At 67.7% G+C, this 17620-nt stretch carries 19 protein-coding genes; 13 read left to right on the forward strand and 6 right to left on the reverse strand.

The genetic code is table 11. From position 1 onward, the window contains the following. Positions 1-35: 35 nt before the first annotated feature. Positions 36-215, reverse strand: coding sequence for a hypothetical protein (locus tag DM816_RS05175; RefSeq protein ID WP_117208903.1), 180 nt, complete (start codon positions 213-215; stop codon positions 36-38). A gap of 42 nt (positions 216-257) precedes the next feature. Here DM816_RS05175 and DM816_RS05180 point away from each other — a divergent pair, with 42 nt between their 5' ends. The 5 genes from DM816_RS05180 to DM816_RS05200 all read left to right on the forward strand — a co-directional run bounded on the left by DM816_RS05180 (position 258) and on the right by DM816_RS05200 (position 4142). Continuing rightward, a complete protein-coding gene (locus tag DM816_RS05180; protein ID WP_117208904.1) occupies positions 258-482 on the forward strand; it encodes a type II toxin-antitoxin system Phd/YefM family antitoxin in 225 nt (74 codons plus the stop codon). Continuing rightward, the gene (locus DM816_RS05185) at positions 479-859 is read left to right on the forward strand and encodes a type II toxin-antitoxin system VapC family toxin (RefSeq protein WP_162907129.1); all 381 of its coding nucleotides are present in this window, start codon (positions 479-481) and stop codon (positions 857-859) included. The genes DM816_RS05180 and DM816_RS05185 overlap by 4 nt, the downstream gene beginning before the upstream one ends. A 94-nt stretch (positions 860-953) precedes the next feature. Then, the gene (locus DM816_RS05190) at positions 954-2798 is read left to right on the forward strand and encodes a choice-of-anchor B family protein (protein WP_117208906.1); all 1845 of its coding nucleotides are present in this window, start codon (positions 954-956) and stop codon (positions 2796-2798) included. Next, positions 2776-3591 carry a hypothetical protein gene (locus tag DM816_RS05195; RefSeq protein ID WP_117208907.1) on the forward strand — a complete coding sequence of 272 codons (816 nt, stop codon included), beginning with the start codon at positions 2776-2778 and terminating at the stop codon, positions 3589-3591. The genes DM816_RS05190 and DM816_RS05195 overlap by 23 nt, the downstream gene beginning before the upstream one ends. A gap of 146 nt (positions 3592-3737) precedes the next feature. Further along, positions 3738-4142, forward strand: coding sequence for a hypothetical protein (locus tag DM816_RS05200; RefSeq protein WP_117208908.1), 405 nt, complete (start codon positions 3738-3740; stop codon positions 4140-4142). Between the two features lie 22 nt (positions 4143-4164). On the opposite strand, the gene DM816_RS05205 is transcribed toward DM816_RS05200, so the two are convergent. Continuing rightward, a complete protein-coding gene (locus DM816_RS05205; RefSeq protein WP_246001573.1) occupies positions 4165-4932 on the reverse strand; it encodes an alpha/beta hydrolase in 768 nt (255 codons plus the stop codon). 81 nt (positions 4933-5013) lie between these two features. Here DM816_RS05205 and DM816_RS05210 point away from each other — a divergent pair, with 81 nt between their 5' ends. Beyond that, complete coding sequence (locus tag DM816_RS05210) at positions 5014-6162, forward strand: AI-2E family transporter (RefSeq protein ID WP_246001575.1); 1149 nt, start codon at positions 5014-5016, stop codon at positions 6160-6162. Further along, positions 6137-6550 (forward strand): VOC family protein, encoded by a 414-nt coding sequence (locus tag DM816_RS42220; RefSeq protein ID WP_162907130.1) that lies wholly within the window; start codon positions 6137-6139, stop codon positions 6548-6550. The genes DM816_RS05210 and DM816_RS42220 overlap by 26 nt, the downstream gene beginning before the upstream one ends. Here the strand turns inward: DM816_RS42220 and DM816_RS05215 are convergent. Next, on the reverse strand, positions 6484-7833 hold the full coding sequence (locus DM816_RS05215; RefSeq protein WP_162907131.1) for a DUF1254 domain-containing protein: 1350 nt from the start codon (positions 7831-7833) through the stop codon (positions 6484-6486). The two genes, DM816_RS42220 and DM816_RS05215, sit on opposite strands and share 67 nt — an antisense overlap. Positions 7834-8247: 414 nt before the next feature. Here DM816_RS05215 and DM816_RS05220 point away from each other — a divergent pair, with 414 nt between their 5' ends. Together DM816_RS05220 and DM816_RS05225 are read left to right on the forward strand one after the other, a co-directional pair. Next, positions 8248-8781 (forward strand): SigE family RNA polymerase sigma factor, encoded by a 534-nt coding sequence (locus DM816_RS05220; protein WP_246001577.1) that lies wholly within the window; start codon positions 8248-8250, stop codon positions 8779-8781. A gap of 200 nt (positions 8782-8981) precedes the next feature. Continuing rightward, positions 8982-9782, forward strand: a complete 801-nt coding sequence (locus DM816_RS05225; RefSeq protein WP_162907132.1) for a hypothetical protein — start codon at positions 8982-8984, stop codon at positions 9780-9782. Between the two features lie 438 nt (positions 9783-10220). On the opposite strand, the gene DM816_RS05235 is transcribed toward DM816_RS05225, so the two are convergent. Further along, positions 10221-12995: an AfsR/SARP family transcriptional regulator gene (locus DM816_RS05235; protein ID WP_162907133.1), complete on the reverse strand. Its 2775-nt coding sequence runs from the start codon at positions 12993-12995 to the stop codon at positions 10221-10223. A 383-nt stretch (positions 12996-13378) separates the two neighbouring features. On the opposite strand from DM816_RS05235, the gene DM816_RS05240 reads away from it, so the two are divergent. Both DM816_RS05240 and DM816_RS05245 read left to right on the forward strand, forming a co-directional pair. Further along, positions 13379-14194: a helix-turn-helix domain-containing protein gene (locus DM816_RS05240; RefSeq protein ID WP_117208913.1), complete on the forward strand. Its 816-nt coding sequence runs from the start codon at positions 13379-13381 to the stop codon at positions 14192-14194. Further along, positions 14191-15012: an SAM-dependent methyltransferase gene (locus tag DM816_RS05245; protein WP_117208914.1), complete on the forward strand. Its 822-nt coding sequence runs from the start codon at positions 14191-14193 to the stop codon at positions 15010-15012. Before DM816_RS05240 ends, DM816_RS05245 begins: the two co-directional genes overlap by 4 nt. A 283-nt stretch (positions 15013-15295) precedes the next feature. Here the strand turns inward: DM816_RS05245 and DM816_RS05250 are convergent, their stop codons facing one another. After that, the gene (locus DM816_RS05250; protein WP_117208915.1) at positions 15296-15496 is read right to left on the reverse strand and encodes a DUF397 domain-containing protein; all 201 of its coding nucleotides are present in this window, start codon (positions 15494-15496) and stop codon (positions 15296-15298) included. A 266-nt stretch (positions 15497-15762) separates the two neighbouring features. Here DM816_RS05250 and DM816_RS05255 point away from each other — a divergent pair, with 266 nt between their 5' ends. Beyond that, entirely contained in the window at positions 15763-16767 is a 1005-nt protein-coding gene (locus DM816_RS05255; protein WP_117208916.1) for a GGDEF domain-containing protein, read from the forward strand. Between the two features lie 92 nt (positions 16768-16859). Next, positions 16860-17249: a glycoside hydrolase family 20 zincin-like fold domain-containing protein gene (locus DM816_RS05260; RefSeq protein WP_162907134.1), complete on the forward strand. Its 390-nt coding sequence runs from the start codon at positions 16860-16862 to the stop codon at positions 17247-17249. Here DM816_RS05260 and DM816_RS05265 read toward each other — a convergent pair. Next, positions 17230-17620 (reverse strand): MMPL family transporter (locus tag DM816_RS05265; RefSeq protein ID WP_162907135.1); only part of this gene is annotated, 391 nt, incomplete at its 5' end. The two genes, DM816_RS05260 and DM816_RS05265, sit on opposite strands and share 20 nt — an antisense overlap.

Below are 17620 nucleotides of genomic sequence, written 5' to 3' on the forward strand. Positions count from 1 at the left end.
CGTAGACGTGCACGGACACGGCCGGTAGCTTGCCGTCATTGACGATCCGGTGCACGTGGTCGGGGCCCGAACGCCCTTTCCTTGCAGCATTGCGCGCGCAGGCCGCCCGGCGTGACCACCTCCTCGGTCAGCTCGCCCGACACGACCACGAACGCCGAGGTCTCGAACATCGCGCCCCGAAGGCCGGAGCCGTGGTGGCCACGATCGCCGGTCACGCACGTACGTGTTAGTATGGGCGTACGTACGTAGGAGGGGCCATGACCATCACGGCGTCGGAGCTGCGCCAGAACGTGTATCGCTTGCTTGATCAAGTGCTGGCCACGGGGCTGCCGCTTGAGATCGAGCGGGGCGGGCGGCGCCTGCGGATCGTGCCCGTGGATGTGCCGTCGAAGCTCGATCGCCTGTCGGCTCACCCCGACGCGATAGTTGGCGATCCGGAGGAACTTGTTCACCTGGACTGGTCCAGTGAGTGGCGTCCGTGATTCTTCTCGATACGCATGTCGTGGTTTGGCTCTATTCCGACCCGCAAGGACTTGTGCCTGTTTCGGTGAGGCACCGTTTGGACACCGAACAGCTTGCGCTGTCACCGTTTGTGCGGCTGGAACTGCAGTACCTGTACGAAGTCGGCAAGGTGGCGGTGCCCGCGCAGGCGATCATCGATGAGCTGGCCCCGAAGCTGGAGCTGGTGTTGACCGATCCGCCGGCTGCAATCCTGTGTCAGGTTGCGACAACGCTTGACTGGACACGCAATCCGTTCGACCGGCTCATCTCGGCGCAAGCGGTCGCGGCGGGGACGACCCTGGTGACCAAGGATCGGGTGATCCGGGAGCACCTTCCGCTCGCGTGGTGGGCAAACTGAGGCCGCGCGTGGCCGCAGGCGCTGACCCGGTACTAGTCAAATAAAACATCGGCATGTAACGATGAGGGCTCTCTCACGAAAGGGAGCCACCACCATGCGACGAACCTTGCGAACAGCTGGCGTCGTGGCTGGGCTGATCGCTCTGGCGCTGTCGGTCACCACGGCGTCATGGGCGCACGACCCGAAGTCCCCCGAAGGGCAGGAAGAGCTACGCCGCATCCTTGCCGACCACGAGCCGGCGTGGCGCCTGGCCGACGGGGTGACCGTGCAAGCCGCTGCGGCCTGCTCCAACGGGATGGCCGCGCAGTACCCCTGCAAGAATATCGACCTGCTGAGCGCCCTCCCGCTGTCGAGCATCGGCGGCGGCAACGGCAACAGCATGTGGGGCTGGACCGACACGTTGACGAACAAGGAGTACATCATCTTCGGGCGCACCACGGGCGCCTCGTTCATCGACGTGACCAACCCGACCGCCCCCGTCTATCTGGGCAACCTGCCCTCGCACAACGGCACCTCGAGCTCGTGGCGCGACATCAAGGTGTACGCCAACCACGCGTTCATCGGCGCCGACCGGATCAGCTCGCACGGCATGCAGGTGTTCGACCTGACCCGGCTGCGCAACGTGACCTCGCCGCAGACGTTCACGGCCGACGCGCGCTACACGGGCTTTGGCAACTCGCACACGCTCGCGGTCAACGAGCAGACCGGTTACATCTTCGCCGTGGGCACCAACACGTGCAGCGGCGGCGTGCACATGGTCAACGTGCAGAACCCGAAGAACCCGGTCAACGCCGGTTGCGTGAGCAGCGACGGTTACGTGCACGAAAACCAGTGCGTGGTGTACCAGGGGCCGGACACCACATACCGCGGGCGCGAGATCTGCTTCAACTACAACGAGGACACGCTGACGATCGTGGACGTGACGAACAAGTCCGCGCCGGTTCAGCTGTCCCGCACCGGCTACACCGGCGCTCGCTACACCCACCAGGGCTGGCTGACCGCCGACCACTCCCGCCTGACGATGAACGACGAGCTGGACTCGGACTCCCCGGGGACGCGCACGTTCATCTGGAACGTGTCGGACCTCAACGCCCCCGTGCACACCGGCACCTACATCTCGCCCACGAACACGGCGACCGACCACAACCACTACATCATCGACAACCTGATGTACCAGGCGTCGTATCGTGGTGGGCTGCGGATCCTCGACATCTCGGGCATCGCGTCGAACCAGCTGACCGAGGTCGGGTACTTCGACATCTACCCGTCCAGCAACGGCACCGGGTTCAACGGCGCGTGGAACACGTACCCGTTCTTCCGCAGCGGGACCATCGCCATCAGCGGGATCGAGCAGGGTCTCGTGCTGGTGAAGTACAACCCCGACTCGCAACCGCCGGGCACGGAGGTCTACGCCGACACGTTCGAGACCGCGACCGGTTGGACCGCCAACCCCAGCGGCACCGACACGGCCACGCTGGGCGCGTGGGAGCGGGGCGACCCCGAGGCCACCGACTCCAGCGGTGCCAAGCAGTTGGGCACGACGGTCAGCGGCACCAATGACCTCGTGACGGGCAGGCAGGCGGGCACGAGCGCGGGCGCGTTCGACATCGACGGCGGCACGACGAGCATCCGCTCGCCTGCCATCACGCTGCCGTCGAGCGGCACGCTGAACCTGTCGATGTCGTGGTATCTGGCCCACGGCAGCAACGCGTCCAGCGCCGACTTCTTCCGCGTGAGCATTGTCCACAATGGTGGGACAACAACACTGTTCACGCAGGCCGCAGCGGCGACTGATCGCGACGCGGCGTGGACCACCGGCACGTGGAACGTCTCGGCCTACGCGGGCCAGTCAGTGCGGATCCTCATCGAGGCGGCCGACGCATCGGGTGCGAGCCTGGTCGAGGCCGGCGTGGACGATGTCAAAATCACGCGCCAATAATCGCCTCCGGCTCGCCTACGCGGCCCTCGCGGTCGCGTTCGTGGCCACCGTGGCATACGTGCTGACCGTCCTACCCGGACGGTCAGCACCGCCCGTGGCCGTGCCGTCGCCATCGCCCTACGAGCATGGGGACGGCCTGTCCGACAGCCACGACGGATACCTCATGCGGCCGGTCATCATGCCCGAAAATCGGGGCAAGGGCGTGCCCCTCATGTTCCAGATCCTCGGCTCGGACGGAGCGCCGCTGGTGCACTACGAGACCGTCCAAACCAAACAGTTGCATCTATACCTTATCAGAGATGACATTTCTGGGTACCGGCACCTGCATCCGGTGCTCGACGGCGAAACGTGGTCGACCACATTGGACATCGACGACGGGGGAAGTTACCGCGTCTACGCCGAGTTCACGCCCAAGGGCGGGCATGCGACCACGCTCGGGCTGCCGTTCGTCATCGCCGGTGACACCAAGCTCGTCCCGCTGCCCGGACCGGCCGCGTCCGCCACCGCCGGCCCGCACACCGTCACCCGCCTCGACGGCATCGCCCACCTGCGCGCGGGCCAGAGCGCGCTGCTGCGCTTCGGCGTCAACGCGACTCTTGAGCCTTATCTTGGTTCGTACGCGCACATGTCGGCGTTCGAAGTGCGCACGGGCGCGCTGCTGCACATGCACCCGGCCGCCAGCGAGCTGACCTTCCACACCCAGTTCGCCAACCGGGGTGAATACCGGCTGTTCCTGGAGTTCCAAGTGGACGGCAAGGTGCACCGCGCCGACTTCACTGTCTTCGTCGCATAGGCGTGCGCCATCGCCATCGCCATGGTCGGGGAGGGTCATGGAGGGTCGGGGAGGCAAGCGGAAAGAAGCCATTGACGCCTGTGGATCACGGTGGGGATAATCGATGGAAAGCGCTTTCCGCCGATTCGCCGACGCAGGGAGACCACATGAGACAAAGGCTGTTGTCGACAGTCGCCGCAGCACTGATCGCCGCCGCGGTCGCGGTGCCCGGCGCCGCGAGCCCGGCACACGCGGGCTTCACCGTCGGGCCCCCTCCTGGTTATCTGCCGCCTCCGCACGCCCAGACGACCCCTCCAGACGGGTGCCATGTCTACTACTTCACGCACAAGTTCCCGGAAGGCGAACGCCCCACCGGTTCGATGACCGAGTGCACCAGGATGGGAGGACTTCACCGAGCGGCGGCCCAATGCTCCGACGGCAGAATCATCCATGGCTGGACGGAGGAGATGGAATACTTCCGTCAGTCCCTGGCCATGTGCCGGGCCGGAGGGGAATTCGGCAGCTACGTTCCGGCCCTGTATGTGTGGGGCGAGTACTGGACTGATTGGTGAGCGTCCAGCACGCGGCCCTCGCTCAAGCGGGAGCCGGCGCGAGCCGCTTGATGAAGTCGACGGTATCGTCAAAAATTCGGGGCGCGTCATGGTCGAGCGTGGCGACATGGTAGCTGTCGTGGAGCACCACCTCGTGCTTGTCCCGTGAGGACACTCCCTTCAGGACCATGTCGCTGTTGACCGGCTCGACGACGTGGTCGTTGGCGGAGTGGAACAGCAGCAGCGGCTGCGCGACGCGGGCGAGATCGGCGCGGACCATGGCCTGAAAGCGGCGCAGCGACGCGGCAGCCCGCACGGGCGTGCGCGGATATGCGCCCTCGCGGATGCCCGGCTTGGCGATGTCATCGCCGATCGCCGGCACGGATGGGATGAGCCGGCCGAGCACGGGCAGAAACTTCGTGTCCCAGCGCAGCATGATGACCGCCGGGTTGACCAGCACGATGCCGGCCACGTCGTCGCCGTGCCGCTCGGCCAGGCGCAGTGCGAGCGTCGCACCCATGGACAGCCCGCACACGAACACCCGGTCGCACCGCTGTTTCAGGCCGGCGAAGGCCGCCTCCACCGCTGAGTACCAATCGGTCCAGGTGGTGCGGTTGCAGTCGCGCCAATCCGTCCCGTGCCCGGGAAGCAGCGGCAGCGTGACCGTCCAGCCCTGCTCGGCCAGATGGCGCGCCCATGGGCGGACGCTGTGCGGCGAGCCGGTGAAGCCGTGGCACACGAGCACACCGATATCGGTCGAGCCATCGTGGGCGAACGGCGACGTGTCGATGGCGGGGGCGGCTTCGGTCACGCGCGCATTCTGACAAGCGAATACCTCATCAGTCGACCCCCACGGGGCGCAAATGTCATAGCCGGATGGCAAGGTGATGTCATGGCCGAGAATTCCTCGCCTCCTCCCGGGGAGGCACCGGCGGCAGCACGCGCGGCACAAGCGGCACGGGCGGCCGAGCCCGCGGGCCGGTCCCGGCGCGGCATGCCCGACTGGCTGTGGCAGGGCGCCTTCGTCAGCGGGTGCCTGCTGCTCATGGCCGGCGCGGTGTTCGTGCTCGGGCTCATCGCCGTCCAGCTCGCCTCGCTCGTGCTCGCGCTGATCGCGGCCATGCTCATCGCCGCGCTGTTCGAGCCGGTGCTGCGCGGGCTGCAGCGGCTGCGCGTGCATCGGGCGGTGGCCGCGCTGCTGTGCCTGCTCATCCTGCTCACCGCGTTCGTCACCCCCGCCGTGCTGGTGTGGAATGTGGCGGCTGCCCAGTTCGGCGATGTCGCCGGGCGGCTGGAGGAGGGTGCGGAGCGGCTGCGCACGTTCGTCGCCAACGTGCTGCCCATCACCGAGGAGCAGCTCAACCAGATGTTCCGCCAGGCGTCCGGCCGGCTCGCGCTCGGCAGCAACCCGCTCGCCGGCGCGCTGACGCTGGTCGAGATCCTCGCGGCCATCGTGCTCTCGCTGTTCGTCGCGTTCTTCCTGCTCAAGGACGGGCCCCGGATGTGGGGCTGGTTCATCGGCGAGCTGCCCGAGCGGGCGCGGCGGCCCACCCATCAGGTCGGTGAGGCGATGTGGGAGACGCTCACGCGATACATCCGGGGCACGATGGCGGTGGCCGCGATCGATGCCGTCGGGATCGGCGTCGCGCTCGCGCTCATCGGCGTGCCGTTCGCGCTGCCGCTGGCGCTGCTGGTCTTCGTCGGCGGGTTCGTGCCCTACATCGGCTCGACCATCAGCGGCAGCATCGCGGTGCTCGTCGCGCTCGCCGCCAACGGCCCGGTCGACGCCCTGCTCGCCCTCGGCGCGGTGGTCGCGGTGCAGCAGCTGGAGGGCAACTTCCTGGAGCCGTTCATCGTGGGCCACCAGGTGCGGCTGCACCCGGTCGCCGTCGTCGTGGCGGTCTTCGCCGGCTCGCTGACCGCGGGCATCGCCGGGGCCATCGTGGCCGTGCCGCTGGTCGCGGTAACGTACCGGGTTTTCCGCGTGCTGCGCGATCGGCCTGAGAGGCAGGATTATGGTCAACTTCCAGATAACGTTTGACTGCGCCGACCCCGGGCGCCTGGCGCGGTTCTGGGCCGAGGCCCTCGACCACCGCGTGCCCGATCATGGTCGGGCAGCTTGCCACAGGTGGCCGGCGCCCGCGCCCGCTCGACCTCCAGTTTGCGGGCCTGCGCGCGCAGCGTGTGGGCGGCGAACTGGAGGTCGAGGGTGCCGCAATCAAGTTTCCGGTTGCAAGAGGGTAACCGCAGACTCGATCCGCGTTTCACTTGATGGGATCGCGACCGGGCACCGACGCGCGGATGTGACATCCAATAGTGGCACGGCGGGCAAGCAGCGCGCTCGCTTGACCGCCGCGGGCGGTCAAGCCTGGCGGGTCAGGCCGGGCGGCTTCCACACCTGGTTGAAGATTTCCGGCGCTGGGAGATAGCAGCGCATCTTGAGGTCGAACGTTCCCACCGGCGCCGGAAGCCAGTTCCGAAGCTGCACCGGGTCGGTCGGTCGGTCGTGCTGGATATAGATGGTCAGTCCACCGTCAACCCAGTTCAACCCGGCGGTTCGGTTACCGATCGAGTAGCGGTTGATGGGGTTATGGACGAGGTTGTAGTTGGCGTACAGCGTCACTGACCAGAAGCCACCGTCCTTCACCGGCGGCAGGTCCGCCTCGGAGAACTCCAAGGTGTACCGGTAGGCCCCGCTGAGCGGTTCGCCTTCCGCGTCCCGGTAGGCGTACGGGTAGACGGCTTCCTCCAGGTCGTTGTAGACGATGCCGCCCATACACTGCGGCGAGGCGCGCACGAGGAAGTCGTCGTGGGCGCCGGCCCGGCCGATGGTCAGCGGGGGGAAGGTCCACCCGTTGATAGTCGTGCCCAGCGCCCCCGAAGCATGATCCAGCATCAGCCGCGCATCGGAGGCGGCCTGGGCGAGCCCGGCCTTGGTGGCCTCGCTGGCCAGTTCGACATCCTGCCAGGGGCCGACGTGCACTTCGGCGAACTGGGCCAGCAGCGGGTCGAGCCGGTGCCCGGGCGGGCTTTCGGACATCGCCCGGTTCATCGTCTTCCAGTCGGCCAGAGGATCGTCGTTGCGGCTGAACGGTTTGGGCACGTCGCGGTCTATTGGCACTTCGGCAGATGTGCCCCACAGGCTGAGCGGTCTGAGCAAGTACTGGTCCTGGAGGGCGCGAACGGCGTCCAAGTCGAGCTTGCCGTCGATCAGCGTGCGCCCGACGATGAGGGCGAACGGCGTGTGGGCCTGCGGCAGCGGCGCCACGCCGTCGGGCAGGGTGCCATGCCAGTCAGGCCCGATGATGGCGTAGTTGCCGGCGACCTCACCGGTGGTACGGGTACCCACGTAGGCGAAGTTGTCGGAGTCCATCCCCGCGATCTCCATCGTGAAGTACCGGTTGACCACCGCGGGCACCGAGAGCACGACCGGCCCCTGCCGCAGGTCCACCCATGCGATGGAGTACAGCGTGTCGTTGTTCGGCGAACCGCCGTCGGTGTAGTCGGCGTTGATCAGGTTCCGGGCGTGCCAGAAGTAGTTGAGCGGGGCGTACGGTGTGGTTTCGGGGTCGTGTTCCACAACGACCCACTGGTGTCGCAGCTCCGAAAAGTACACCCACGGAAACCCGAATACGTAGGCTTGCATCCCGACGCTGTAGGCATACGTCCTCTCCCAGTCGAACGTCTCCTTGTCGGCCTGCTGTTCGGTCATGGTGGTCCTTTCTGGACGATCGGCACGGTAGGCGAATGCTCGTTCCGCAACGCGATGGACGCACGTCATCGTATCGATGCTCGGCAATGAAGGTACTGTCGGATCGTTTACGGTCCGTCGACAGAGAAGGGCCCCGCGCGGGTCAGTCCTTCTCTGTTCATTCAGGGAGTCGGCCTTCCCGTCGCACCCCGATCTGCGAGGGGGTCTCGCCCGGGAACTTGCCAAGTCAGCGCGGCAGTTCAGGCTGGCTCGCGGTTCTTGGTTCGTCAGAGTTACGCTTCGCAAGGATGGCCAACATGTCCGATTCTTTCCATATAACGCTGAGGGAACCATGGTGAACCAAGAACCGGGTTCATCGTCGCCCGTAGCGACCTTCTCGCGCGGGCATGACGTCACCTGCTCGGCAGCTAAATTGTGAGCGCCGCGGAAAATCCGGGGCGGCCCATTCAACAAATGCCGCGCGGGAAGCATTCAAGTGATGTGACATTCGACGAGTACCTCAGTCACCGGCTGGCGGCACTGCTGCGCTATGCCACCGTCGTCACCTGCGATCCGCATTTGGCGGAGGATGTGGTGCAGGAGGTCCTCGCCCGGGCGCAGCTGCGGTGGCAGAAGATATCCCGGCTGGACATGCCTGAGGCTTACCTCAAACGCATGGTGCTCAACGAATTCCTGTCGTGGCGACGGCGTCGGTCGGCCATGCACGTGCCGCTTGCACGTGAGCCCGATGCGCCGGATCCGGCCGAGGCGATTTCCTCCCGCGACGCGCTGTTGCGCCAGATCGCCATGCTTCCTCCACAACAGCGAGCAGTGCTCGCACTGGGCTTCTACGAAGGCATGACCGACGCTGAGATCGCCACTTTTCTTGACTGTTCTGAAAGCACTGTCCGAAGTCACCGGTCCCGGGCTTTGAGCACGCTGCGCATGGTGCAGGAGGTAGGTCGATGAACACCAACGATCAGATTCGTGAGGCTTTCGCCGAGCTTGCGGCACGGGCACCGGTGCCCGACCGTGTCGCCGCAGGCATCGCCGGCCGATCCCGTGCCATCCGGCAGCGCCGGCTTCTCCTCGGCGCGGGTGGCGCCGTCGCCGCGGCTGCCGCCCTGGGCGTGCCTGCCTTGTTTTTGTGGCCTGGCACACCGTCCACTGTGGACGAACTGCTGAGCCCGGTTCGGTGGCGTGGTTACCCGATGCCGTTCACACCATCATGGCTGCCCGATGGCTTCAACATTACGCAACGCCGGGTCACGACCGGTCGTCCCGGCCCACAGCGCCGCGAGTGGCACCTGAACCCGCTTCACCTCCATCCGCGAGTCCAGCTCGAGCTAAAGCTTGGCGGCCCTTCGCCGTGGCCTTCGGCGTCCACCGTCGACATCAATGGCACGCCCGGCTGGGTCAGCCACAGCAAGTATTCGGCGTCGTGCTCTTGGCAGCCCTTTGAGGGGATAGAGATGCGGGTATCCGTCGCCGGCGAGCCCGACGAGCCCGACACGGACCGGGGTGCCCAATTCGCGGAGACAGTCGTGCGGATCGCCCGCTCCACTGGCGTCGGCCACGTCGAGTACCTACGGCCGACCATGAGTTTTGGCTGGTTGCCAGGTCAAGTGCCGCTCAGGCTGGCCTTCGAGCGGCACGACCGGCCCGATGGCTCGGGTGAGATGGCGAGCGCCTTCATCAGCGGGGAATCGCGCCGGGTGATCTTCGCAGGCGTCTTCGATCGGCTCGACGACAGCATTCGCCTGGAGGAAGCGCAGAAGACGACGTTGAGGGGCAGGCCGGCCTGGTATGTTCCCCCTGACCCTCAAACGGAAACTCAAGGGCCTGGAACGTTCGTCGTCGAGCTTGCCGACGGCAGGTGGCTCTTTGCGGCGACCGACCCCGCCGAAGGCGGACCCGTCGTCACGAAGGACGATCTGTCGCGGATCGTGGAGACGTGCAGATTGGACTAGGCAAGAGGAAGCCATGCTGTCCAAGTCGCCCGCCATCTGATCGGCGATGAGACCACCCAAGTCTTCACCAGCGCGGCCTCCGCTTGGGAAATCTCGACGAAGCAGCGGCTCGGAAGGCTAGACGACGTACCGCAGGCGGCCGAGCGCTATCTGGATTTGACTGCGGCAGGCAGGTACCTGTGAGTTCTGGGTCGCGTGAGGCGGCGCGTAGCCGGCTGGGGCAGTGTGGAGCCGCTTTGGGCGTGTGGAGCCGCTTTGGACGTGCGGGGCCGCTTTGGACGTGCGGGGCTGCTTTGGACGTGCGGGGCTGCCTTGGGCGTGCGGGGCCGCTTTGGACGTGCGGGGCCGCTTGGGGGCTATCGCGAGGCGATGCCGGTGCCGAGCTGGGCGGTGGTCGGCAAGCGCGATGAACCCGGCCATCCCGCGAGGCGGCAACCGTTACTCCAGCTGTTTGCGGAGCCGTTCGGCATCCGGGTGCCCGATCTCGTCCAAGATGCCGAGCGCCCGTGTCCGGGCCGCGCGGGCGGCGGGCTCGTCGCCGAGGGCCTCGTGGCTGTCCGCCAGCCTCGTCAGGCTTTCCGCTTCGTAGAGGCGGACGCCCAGTTTGCCGAACAGCGCCACGGCTCTCTCAAAACAGGCGATCGCCTGCTCATGCCGCGTGAGCCTCTGATGGGCGAATCCGAGGGTGTCCCAGGTGTCGGCATGGAATCGGTGGTCATGCGCGATGGGCACGGCGAGCGCCCGTTCGCAGTAGGCGATGCTGTCGTCATAGCGGCCGAGCTGGGCCAGCTGCCAGCCGATGCCGTTGAGGCAACCGACCTGGCCCGAGAGTTCACCGGCGGCCTGCGCCGCGCCCAAAGCCAGCCGGTTGTGGTCGAGCGCCTCGTGGTGCAGGCCCTGCCGGTCGCAGTCGACGGCCATCGCCAGGTGCGCGCCCATGAGACCGCGGTGCCTGCCAAGCGAGGCGTTCAGGCGAATGGACTCGCGCAGGTGCGTGCCGGCTTCATGATGCCTGCCGAGGCGGCTGTAGTTGAGCCCGAGACCCTGGTGAGCGACGGCCTGCATGGTGAGTTCGCCGAGACGGCGGGCTGCGGTCAGCGCCGTGTGCTGGCCGGCAAGGACATCCGCCCACCGGCCGCGCCGCTCCAGGTAGTCGCCCATCGCCCAGGCGAGGTGCCAGCTGTGGCGGTTGTGCCCCGTGCCGGCTGCCTGCTCGACGCAGGCGAGCAGGGTCTGGCGCTCGGTGCGGAACCACGCGTCAGCGTCCACATGCGACGACAGCTCGGTGACGACGGCGCCGGGCAGGGCGGGCCCCGGCTCGACCGGCGTCGGACGGGGGTTGATCAGCTTCGCGGCCGTGTGGCTGGTGTGCACGTAGTGGTCGAGCATCCGGCTCGTCGCGGCCCGCCGGTCCGGCTCCGGATCGATCGTTCGCGCCAGCTCGGCGGCGTAGGCGCGGATGAGGTCGTGCAGGGTGTACCGGCCGGGCGAGTTTTCGGTGACCATATGCGCCGCGGCCAGGGCGTTCAGCAGCTCGCGGGTGTGTGATGACGGCAGGTCGGCGAGGCTGGCCGCGGCGGTGACGCTGATGTCCGGGCCGGGGTGCAGGCCCAGCAGCCGGAACAACCGGGCAGCGGTCGCCGGCAACGCGTGATAGGACCAGGACATCACGGCCCGGACGTCGGTGGCGGCATCGGGGCCGCTGAAAGCATCGAGCCTGCGGCCTGCGTCGGCCAGTTCGGCGGCGAAGGCCGACATGGGCAACGCCGGTCGGGTGGCGGCTCGGGCGGCCACGATGGCCAGCGCCAGCGGGAGCCCGGCACACGCGGCGACGATTTCATCCACCGCCTCGGGTTCGGCGGCCAACCGGTCCGGCCCGAGCCGGGCGGCGAGCAGCAGGCGCGCTTGCTCGGCGTCGAGCGCGTCCAGCCAGATCGGCCGGGCTCCCTCGGCGGCCACCAGGCTTGCCAGGTCATTGCGGCTGGTGATCAGCGCCATGCTGCCGGCCGAGCCGGGAAGCAGCGGCCGGATCTGCTCGGCGTCGCGGGCATTGTCAAGCAGCACAAGCATTTTGGCCCCGGCCAGACGGCCCCGGTAGATGCCTGCCTGCGCCTCGACGCTGGCCGGTATCTGCCGCGGCGCGACGCCGAGCAACTCCAGCAGGGCCCGAAGCGCCTCGCTGGGTGACATCGCTTGACCGCCGGGATCGAACCCGCGCAGGTTCAGGTACAGCTGACCGTCCGGAAACCGGTCGCGCACGCGATGGGCCCAATGCACGGCCAGTGCTGTCTTGCCGATCCCGCCACAGCCGCCGATGGTGGAAATGACCATTGTGGACGGTGGATCGCCGGGGCAGCCGAGGACGGCGTCGAGCTGGCTGAGCGCCGCTTCGCGACCTGTGAAGCCGGCGATGTCAGCGGGCAGCTGGGATGGCGCGTCCGGGTTGCTCCCGCTGCCGAGGCTGTCGGTGGCGTTGGCGACGAGCACGGGATCCTGCCGCAGGATTTGGTGGTGCAGGTCGCGCAGCGCGGGCCCCGGATCGCTGCCCAACTCGCCGACCAGCAGATCGTGCACCTGCCGGTAGTGTGCCAGCCCGTCGGCCTGCCGGCCGCTGAGGTACAGGGCGAGCATCAGCTGCCCGGCCAGGCGCTCGTCCAACGGGTGAGCCGCTGCCACCGCGGTCAGTTCGGGCAGCAGGCGTGCGTGCTCGCCACCGCGCAGGAGTAGGTCGTTGCGTTCCACCAGCGCCGCGAGCCGTTCGGCCTCCAGCGAGGTCGCGATCGCGCGAAGCCAATCGTTGTCCAGGTCGGCGAACGGGGCACCCTGCCACAGTCCGAGTGCCTCGGACCAGAGCCGCGCGGCGGTGTGGTCGTGGGTTTCGCTTCTGGCCTGCTCGGCGAGCGTGCGGAACCGGTGCAGGTCCACCGCGGCCGGGTCGGCCTCAAGGGTATAGCTGCGTGCCCGGCGGATCAGGGCCTGGCCTTGCGTGTCACCCAGCACAGACCGCAGGCGTGACAGATAGGTGTGCAGCGTCTCCCGGGCGCGTTGCGGCGGTGCCTGACCCCACACGCGGTCGATGAGCTGGTCGAAGGCAACGGCCGTGCCGAGCTCGGTCAACAGCACAGCCGCGACGGTTCGTTGCCGCGCGGGCCCAAGCGGTACCGGCCCGTGCTCGTTGTGCGCCATCACGGAACCCAGCAGCCGGAACCGCATCAACCCTCGCCACCTGCTTCCCGTTGGTCGGCACCATCCACCGGGCACGATAGATCACCTGCGCCAGCCGAGCACGGGAAATCCCGTCGGGATGGGTTTTTCGTCAGGTGGGCGTTCCCGGAGCAGCGTGGCTGGCGTCGATGCGTCGGTGCGGATAGCATCTTGCCGCGGCTGTGTCGACGCGGGGAGCTGACTCGGCGGCCACCCGGGGTGCGCCCGGTGGCGCTGCGGCCGGTGTCGATGTGGTGGTGCCTGACACCGCGGGCCGTCCGGTTTGGACTGGCTGGTCAGAGGATCAACGTGGGACCGTTCGAGTGTCGGGATTACGCAGCGCGGTCGGTACGATACCGTTCTCCGCGAGACGCGGCGGGAGGTAGAGGCAGGTGCCTGTCACTGGGCAGCGAGTGGTACGCCGGACGCTGGGGCGTCGGCTGACCCGGCTGCGCCTGGCCTGCGGCAAGAGCCGGCGCGAGGTGGCCGAGGCCAAGCTCGGGATATCCGAGCCGACGCTGCACCGGATCGAGACCGGCAAAGTGCCGGTGACCGTGGCCAACGTGCGCGCGCTGTGCTGGTTATACGGCGCGGACGAGAGCATCACGAGCGCCCTGGCCGAACTCGCGCTGGGCACGTCGCACGAGGAGTGGTGGGACGCCAACCCGGTCATCCCCGAATGGTTCAAGCTGTACGTGGGGCTTGAAGCCAGCGCGATCCGGATCTACACCTACGACGGCGAGGTCGTGCCGGGCGAGTTACAGACGGCCGACTACGCGCGGGCCGTGTTCCAGGCCGAGCAGCCCGAGGACCTCGAAGCCGTCGAGCGGCACGTCAAGCTGCGCATGCAGCGGCAGAAGGCGTTGCTCGGCCGCAAGCCGAAGCTGTCGGTGGTGCTCGGCGAGGGTGCGCTCAAGCGCGAGATCGGCGGCCGGGCGGTGCTTGACGCGCAGCTCCAATACCTCTCCAAGCTGGGCGAACGGAGCTGGATCGACATCAGGGTGCTCCCGTTCGTGGTCGGTGCGCACGCCGCGATGGCGGGCGCGTTCCGCATTCTGGACTTCGATGAGGCCGACGACCCCGATATCGTCTACCTTGAGTCGCATGTGGGCGCGCTCTACCTTGAGGAGGATCACGAGGTGGAGGAATACCGGCGCATCTTCAAGCTGATCGGCGAGGCCGCCATCCCGCTTAAGGAATACCAATGACAGCGTCGCAACCGAGCCAGACCGCCAAACCCGCCACTGCGGCTCGCATGTATGACTTCTTTCTCGGCGGTACCCATAACTTCCCCGCCGATCGGGAGGCGGCCAAGGCGATCATCGGCATGTTCCCGCACACCCCGGTGGCGGCCCAGGTCAACCGGGCGTTCCTGCGCCGCGCGGTGCGCTACCTGTGCGAGCAGGGGGTGCGCCAGTTCCTGGACATCGGCTCGGGCATCCCGACGGAGGGCAACGTCCACGAGATCGTGCAGGAGGCGTCGCCCGGCGCGCGTGTGGTCTATGTGGACATCGACCCGGTCGCCGTCGCCGAGAGCCAGGAGTTGTTGCAGGGCAACGCCCATGCCACGGCGATACAGGGCGATCTGCGCAACCCGGGGGCGATCCTGAGCCATCCGCAGGTGCGCAAGGTGCTCGACTTCGACCAGCCGATCGCCGTGCTCCTGGTCGCGGTGCTGCACTTCATCGACGACGACGCGGCGCACGGTGCGGTCAGGCAGCTGTTGGGGGCCGTGTGCCCGGGGAGCTATCTGGTCGTCTCGCATCTGCTCGACGATGATCCGGACGAGCCGGCGGCGACTCCCGAAGAGCTGGACCGGGTGCACGATATCTACAAACGACAGACGGCGGCGATGCTGCGGCTGCGCACGCTGCCCGAGATCAAGCGGTTCTTCGACGGACTTGAGCCGGTCGATCCGGGCATCGGCTTCGTCTTCGACTGGAGACCGGCACCGGACGATCCGGGGGTCGGCAACGCGGTCGCCCGTCAGGCGGCCGCAGGCGGCATTGGGCGAATGCCCGCGTAACGCTGAAGCTTGTGGCCACGGTCGGTTTGCGGCTGCGGGCAGCATTGGGCGAATGCCCGCGTAACGCTGAAGCTTGCGGCGAGGGTCGGTTTGCGGCTGCGGGCAGCATCGGGCGAATGCCCGCATAACGCGGAGGCTCGTGGCCAGGGCCGTGTGTGCGGGTGAAGGCGGCGGCTCGCGCGGTGGTGGTTTTTGCGTGATCGCGGTGCGGACACTGCGCCCGCACCGCGATCCACATTGGATGCCTACATTGGACGCCTAAGTAGGCAGACACAATGGACGGTCAGCCGGCCATCAGCCGGTCGAACTCGCCCTTCTTCGCACCGTCTAGGAACGAGTCCCACTCCTCGACGGTGAAGCGGACCGTGCCCGCGTCAGGCTGCTTGCTGTTGCGCACCTCGATGACCGCGCCGTGCCGGCGGGCCTGCACGCAACTGCCGCCGTTGCCGGTCGATCTGCTGGACATGATCCATTCAGTGTCCATTTGCGACCCCCTGTGATGTCCGAGTGCGAGCTGTGCTGGGTGCCGATCACCGGATGGGCGCGATGACCGGGGGTTTTTCGTGGTTGGTCGCGGCGCCTTGTCTTTCACCACGAAACCTTAAGGACGGAGCGTAACGGAAACTCTCGCCGTGCACGATCGCTCCGCGAGAAATAGTCACTGTGAAATCTTGCACGGGGAAGCTGATCGCTGGCATCCTGGACATCAGCACCGCACAGTCTGTCCGTTGCAGCCGCGAGGGAATTGCTATGGAGGTCCGAAGGACGGCCACGGCAGGATTCAGTGTGGACACCGTGCCCGATCGACTTCACGACGAGGTCGAGCTTGCCGGGCTGCGGGCGCAGGTCGCGCGGTTGCAGGCCGAGCGTGAGGCGTTGCAATACGCGGCCGGTCACGATGAGTTGACCGGGTTGCCCAACCGCAGGCTGTTCTACGCTCTCGCGTCGCGCGTCCTGGACACCGCGGACGGCTCGGCAGCCGTCATGATGATCGACCTGGATGGGTTCAAGCCCATCAACGACGGCCACGGGCACGCCGCGGGCGACCATGTCCTGCGCATCATCGCCTGCCGGCTGGCCGCCTGGGCGGGCGACAACCTGGTCGCGCGGCTGGGCGGGGACGAGTTCGCGGTGCTGCTCACCAACTTCGGGCCCAAGGGGCGCAAGCTTTCGTGGCGCTCGGCCGTGCTGGCCCTCGCGGCACTGATCGCCGAGCCGATACCGCTGGCCAGACACGTCGTGGCGGTGACCGCGTCGATCGGCATCGCCCTGGCCGGCGGGGCAGCCCCGGTTGCCGAGCTGCTGCACCGGGCCGACGTCGCGATGTATCAGGCGAAGCGGCACACCAAGATGACGGGGGTGTCGGACACGGCCTGCGTGTTCGACCCGTCGGGTGGGCATGAGGCCATCGCGCTGCCGGCGGTGCACGAGCGCAAGGCGATCTCCGACCATCCGGTCGTGCTGGAGATGACGATTGTCAAGGCGCCCAAGCGAGATGCGCGCGCCGGCGGCGCTGGCGGTGTCCCGGCGCCGGATCGGGCACCGGACGACCGCGATCCCGCGAGCGTCGCACCGGCCGGAAGCTATCGCAGCGGCGATCGCGTGTGGGTGCACCGGCAGGGCACGTGGCGGCCCGGGGTCATCGAGGGCGCGTCGGCTTCCGCGATCCTGGTGCGTTATGTGCTGGGCGAGGGGCGCGGCACTGGAGTGGACACGATCTCCGCGGAGCAGGTGGCCGCGCGCCATAGCGTTTGAGCGGGGCGAGCGGCGCCGACCTGCCTGTTTGTGCAATTCCCGGTCTGCGACAACCGATGTTAGGTTGGGCTCCAACCAATAAAGAGGGGTCCATGCATCGAACCACTCCGGCCGTGCCGCAGGAAATCATCGTCCACAGGGGACAGCATTTCCTCACTCAGCAGACTCGGGTGTGCGCCAAACCGGAGCTGGCGGCGCTGATCCGGGTGGCGCTCCGCCGGGCGGGCCTGCCGCTACCCGACGCTCCCGCGCCCGGCGAGGGTGTCATCGCCTTTGCACTGGGCGGCGACGCGAGGCTGGGCACAAGCGGGTACCGGATGCTCATCACCGAAAAGACGGTGGATGCGCGGGCCTTGACCGATGACGGGCTGCGCCGGGCGGTCGAGACCCTGCGCCTGCTCATGCACGCCCAGACCGGACACTTCGGGCAGACGCAGGGCTGGCAGCTTCCGTGCGTGGAGATTACCGAGCGGGAACGCTGAGCAAACCCGGCTCCGGCGCGGTCTCGCGCAGCCCGAGCCTGAAATGCAAGCGGCGCAACGGATGCTGCGCCCACCAGTTCCACCGGCCCAGCAGCGTCATGGTCGCCGGGACCAGCAGGCAGCGAACGATCGTGGCGTCGATGAGCACGGCGGCGAACATCCCGAGCCCGATCTGCTCGACGCCGCCCAGCCGAGCCGTGGCGAAGGACCCGAACACGACGAGCATCAGCAGCGCGGCGGACGTGATGATGCGCCCGCCGCGCCGCAGTCCACGTTGGACGACCTGCGACTGGGAGCCGCCGGGCACCATGAGGCCGACCATGACCGGGCTGTCGCCGTGTTTGGGGAGAGCGCTAATGGGTGGGTGGGCG

It is taken from the genome of Allorhizocola rhizosphaerae (assembly GCF_003426775.1).
GTDB classification, from domain to species: Bacteria; Actinomycetota; Actinomycetes; order Mycobacteriales; family Micromonosporaceae; genus Allorhizocola; species Allorhizocola rhizosphaerae.

Bases quoted from the DNA above. Each gene is read 5' to 3' on its own strand.
- DM816_RS05180 (WP_117208904.1), top strand. From the start codon at position 258: ATGACCATCACGGCGTCGGAGCTGCGCCAGAACGTGTATCGCTTGCTT.
- DM816_RS05190 (WP_117208906.1), top strand. From the start codon at position 954: ATGCGACGAACCTTGCGAACAGCTGGCGTCGTGGCTGGGCTGATCGCT.
- DM816_RS05195 (WP_117208907.1), top strand. From the start codon at position 2,776: ATGTCAAAATCACGCGCCAATAATCGCCTCCGGCTCGCCTACGCGGCC.
- DM816_RS05200 (WP_117208908.1), top strand. From the start codon at position 3,738: ATGAGACAAAGGCTGTTGTCGACAGTCGCCGCAGCACTGATCGCCGCC.
- DM816_RS05210 (WP_246001575.1), top strand. From the start codon at position 5,014: ATGGCCGAGAATTCCTCGCCTCCTCCCGGGGAGGCACCGGCGGCAGCA.
- DM816_RS42220 (WP_162907130.1), top strand. From the start codon at position 6,137: ATGGTCAACTTCCAGATAACGTTTGACTGCGCCGACCCCGGGCGCCTG.
- DM816_RS05215 (WP_162907131.1), bottom strand. From the start codon at position 7,833: ATGACCGAACAGCAGGCCGACAAGGAGACGTTCGACTGGGAGAGGACG.
- DM816_RS05235 (WP_162907133.1), bottom strand. From the start codon at position 12,995: ATGCGGTTCCGGCTGCTGGGTTCCGTGATGGCGCACAACGAGCACGGG.
- DM816_RS05245 (WP_117208914.1), top strand. From the start codon at position 14,191: ATGACAGCGTCGCAACCGAGCCAGACCGCCAAACCCGCCACTGCGGCT.
- DM816_RS05250 (WP_117208915.1), bottom strand. From the start codon at position 15,496: ATGGACACTGAATGGATCATGTCCAGCAGATCGACCGGCAACGGCGGC.
- DM816_RS05255 (WP_117208916.1), top strand. From the start codon at position 15,763: ATGGAGGTCCGAAGGACGGCCACGGCAGGATTCAGTGTGGACACCGTG.
- DM816_RS05260 (WP_162907134.1), top strand. From the start codon at position 16,860: ATGCATCGAACCACTCCGGCCGTGCCGCAGGAAATCATCGTCCACAGG.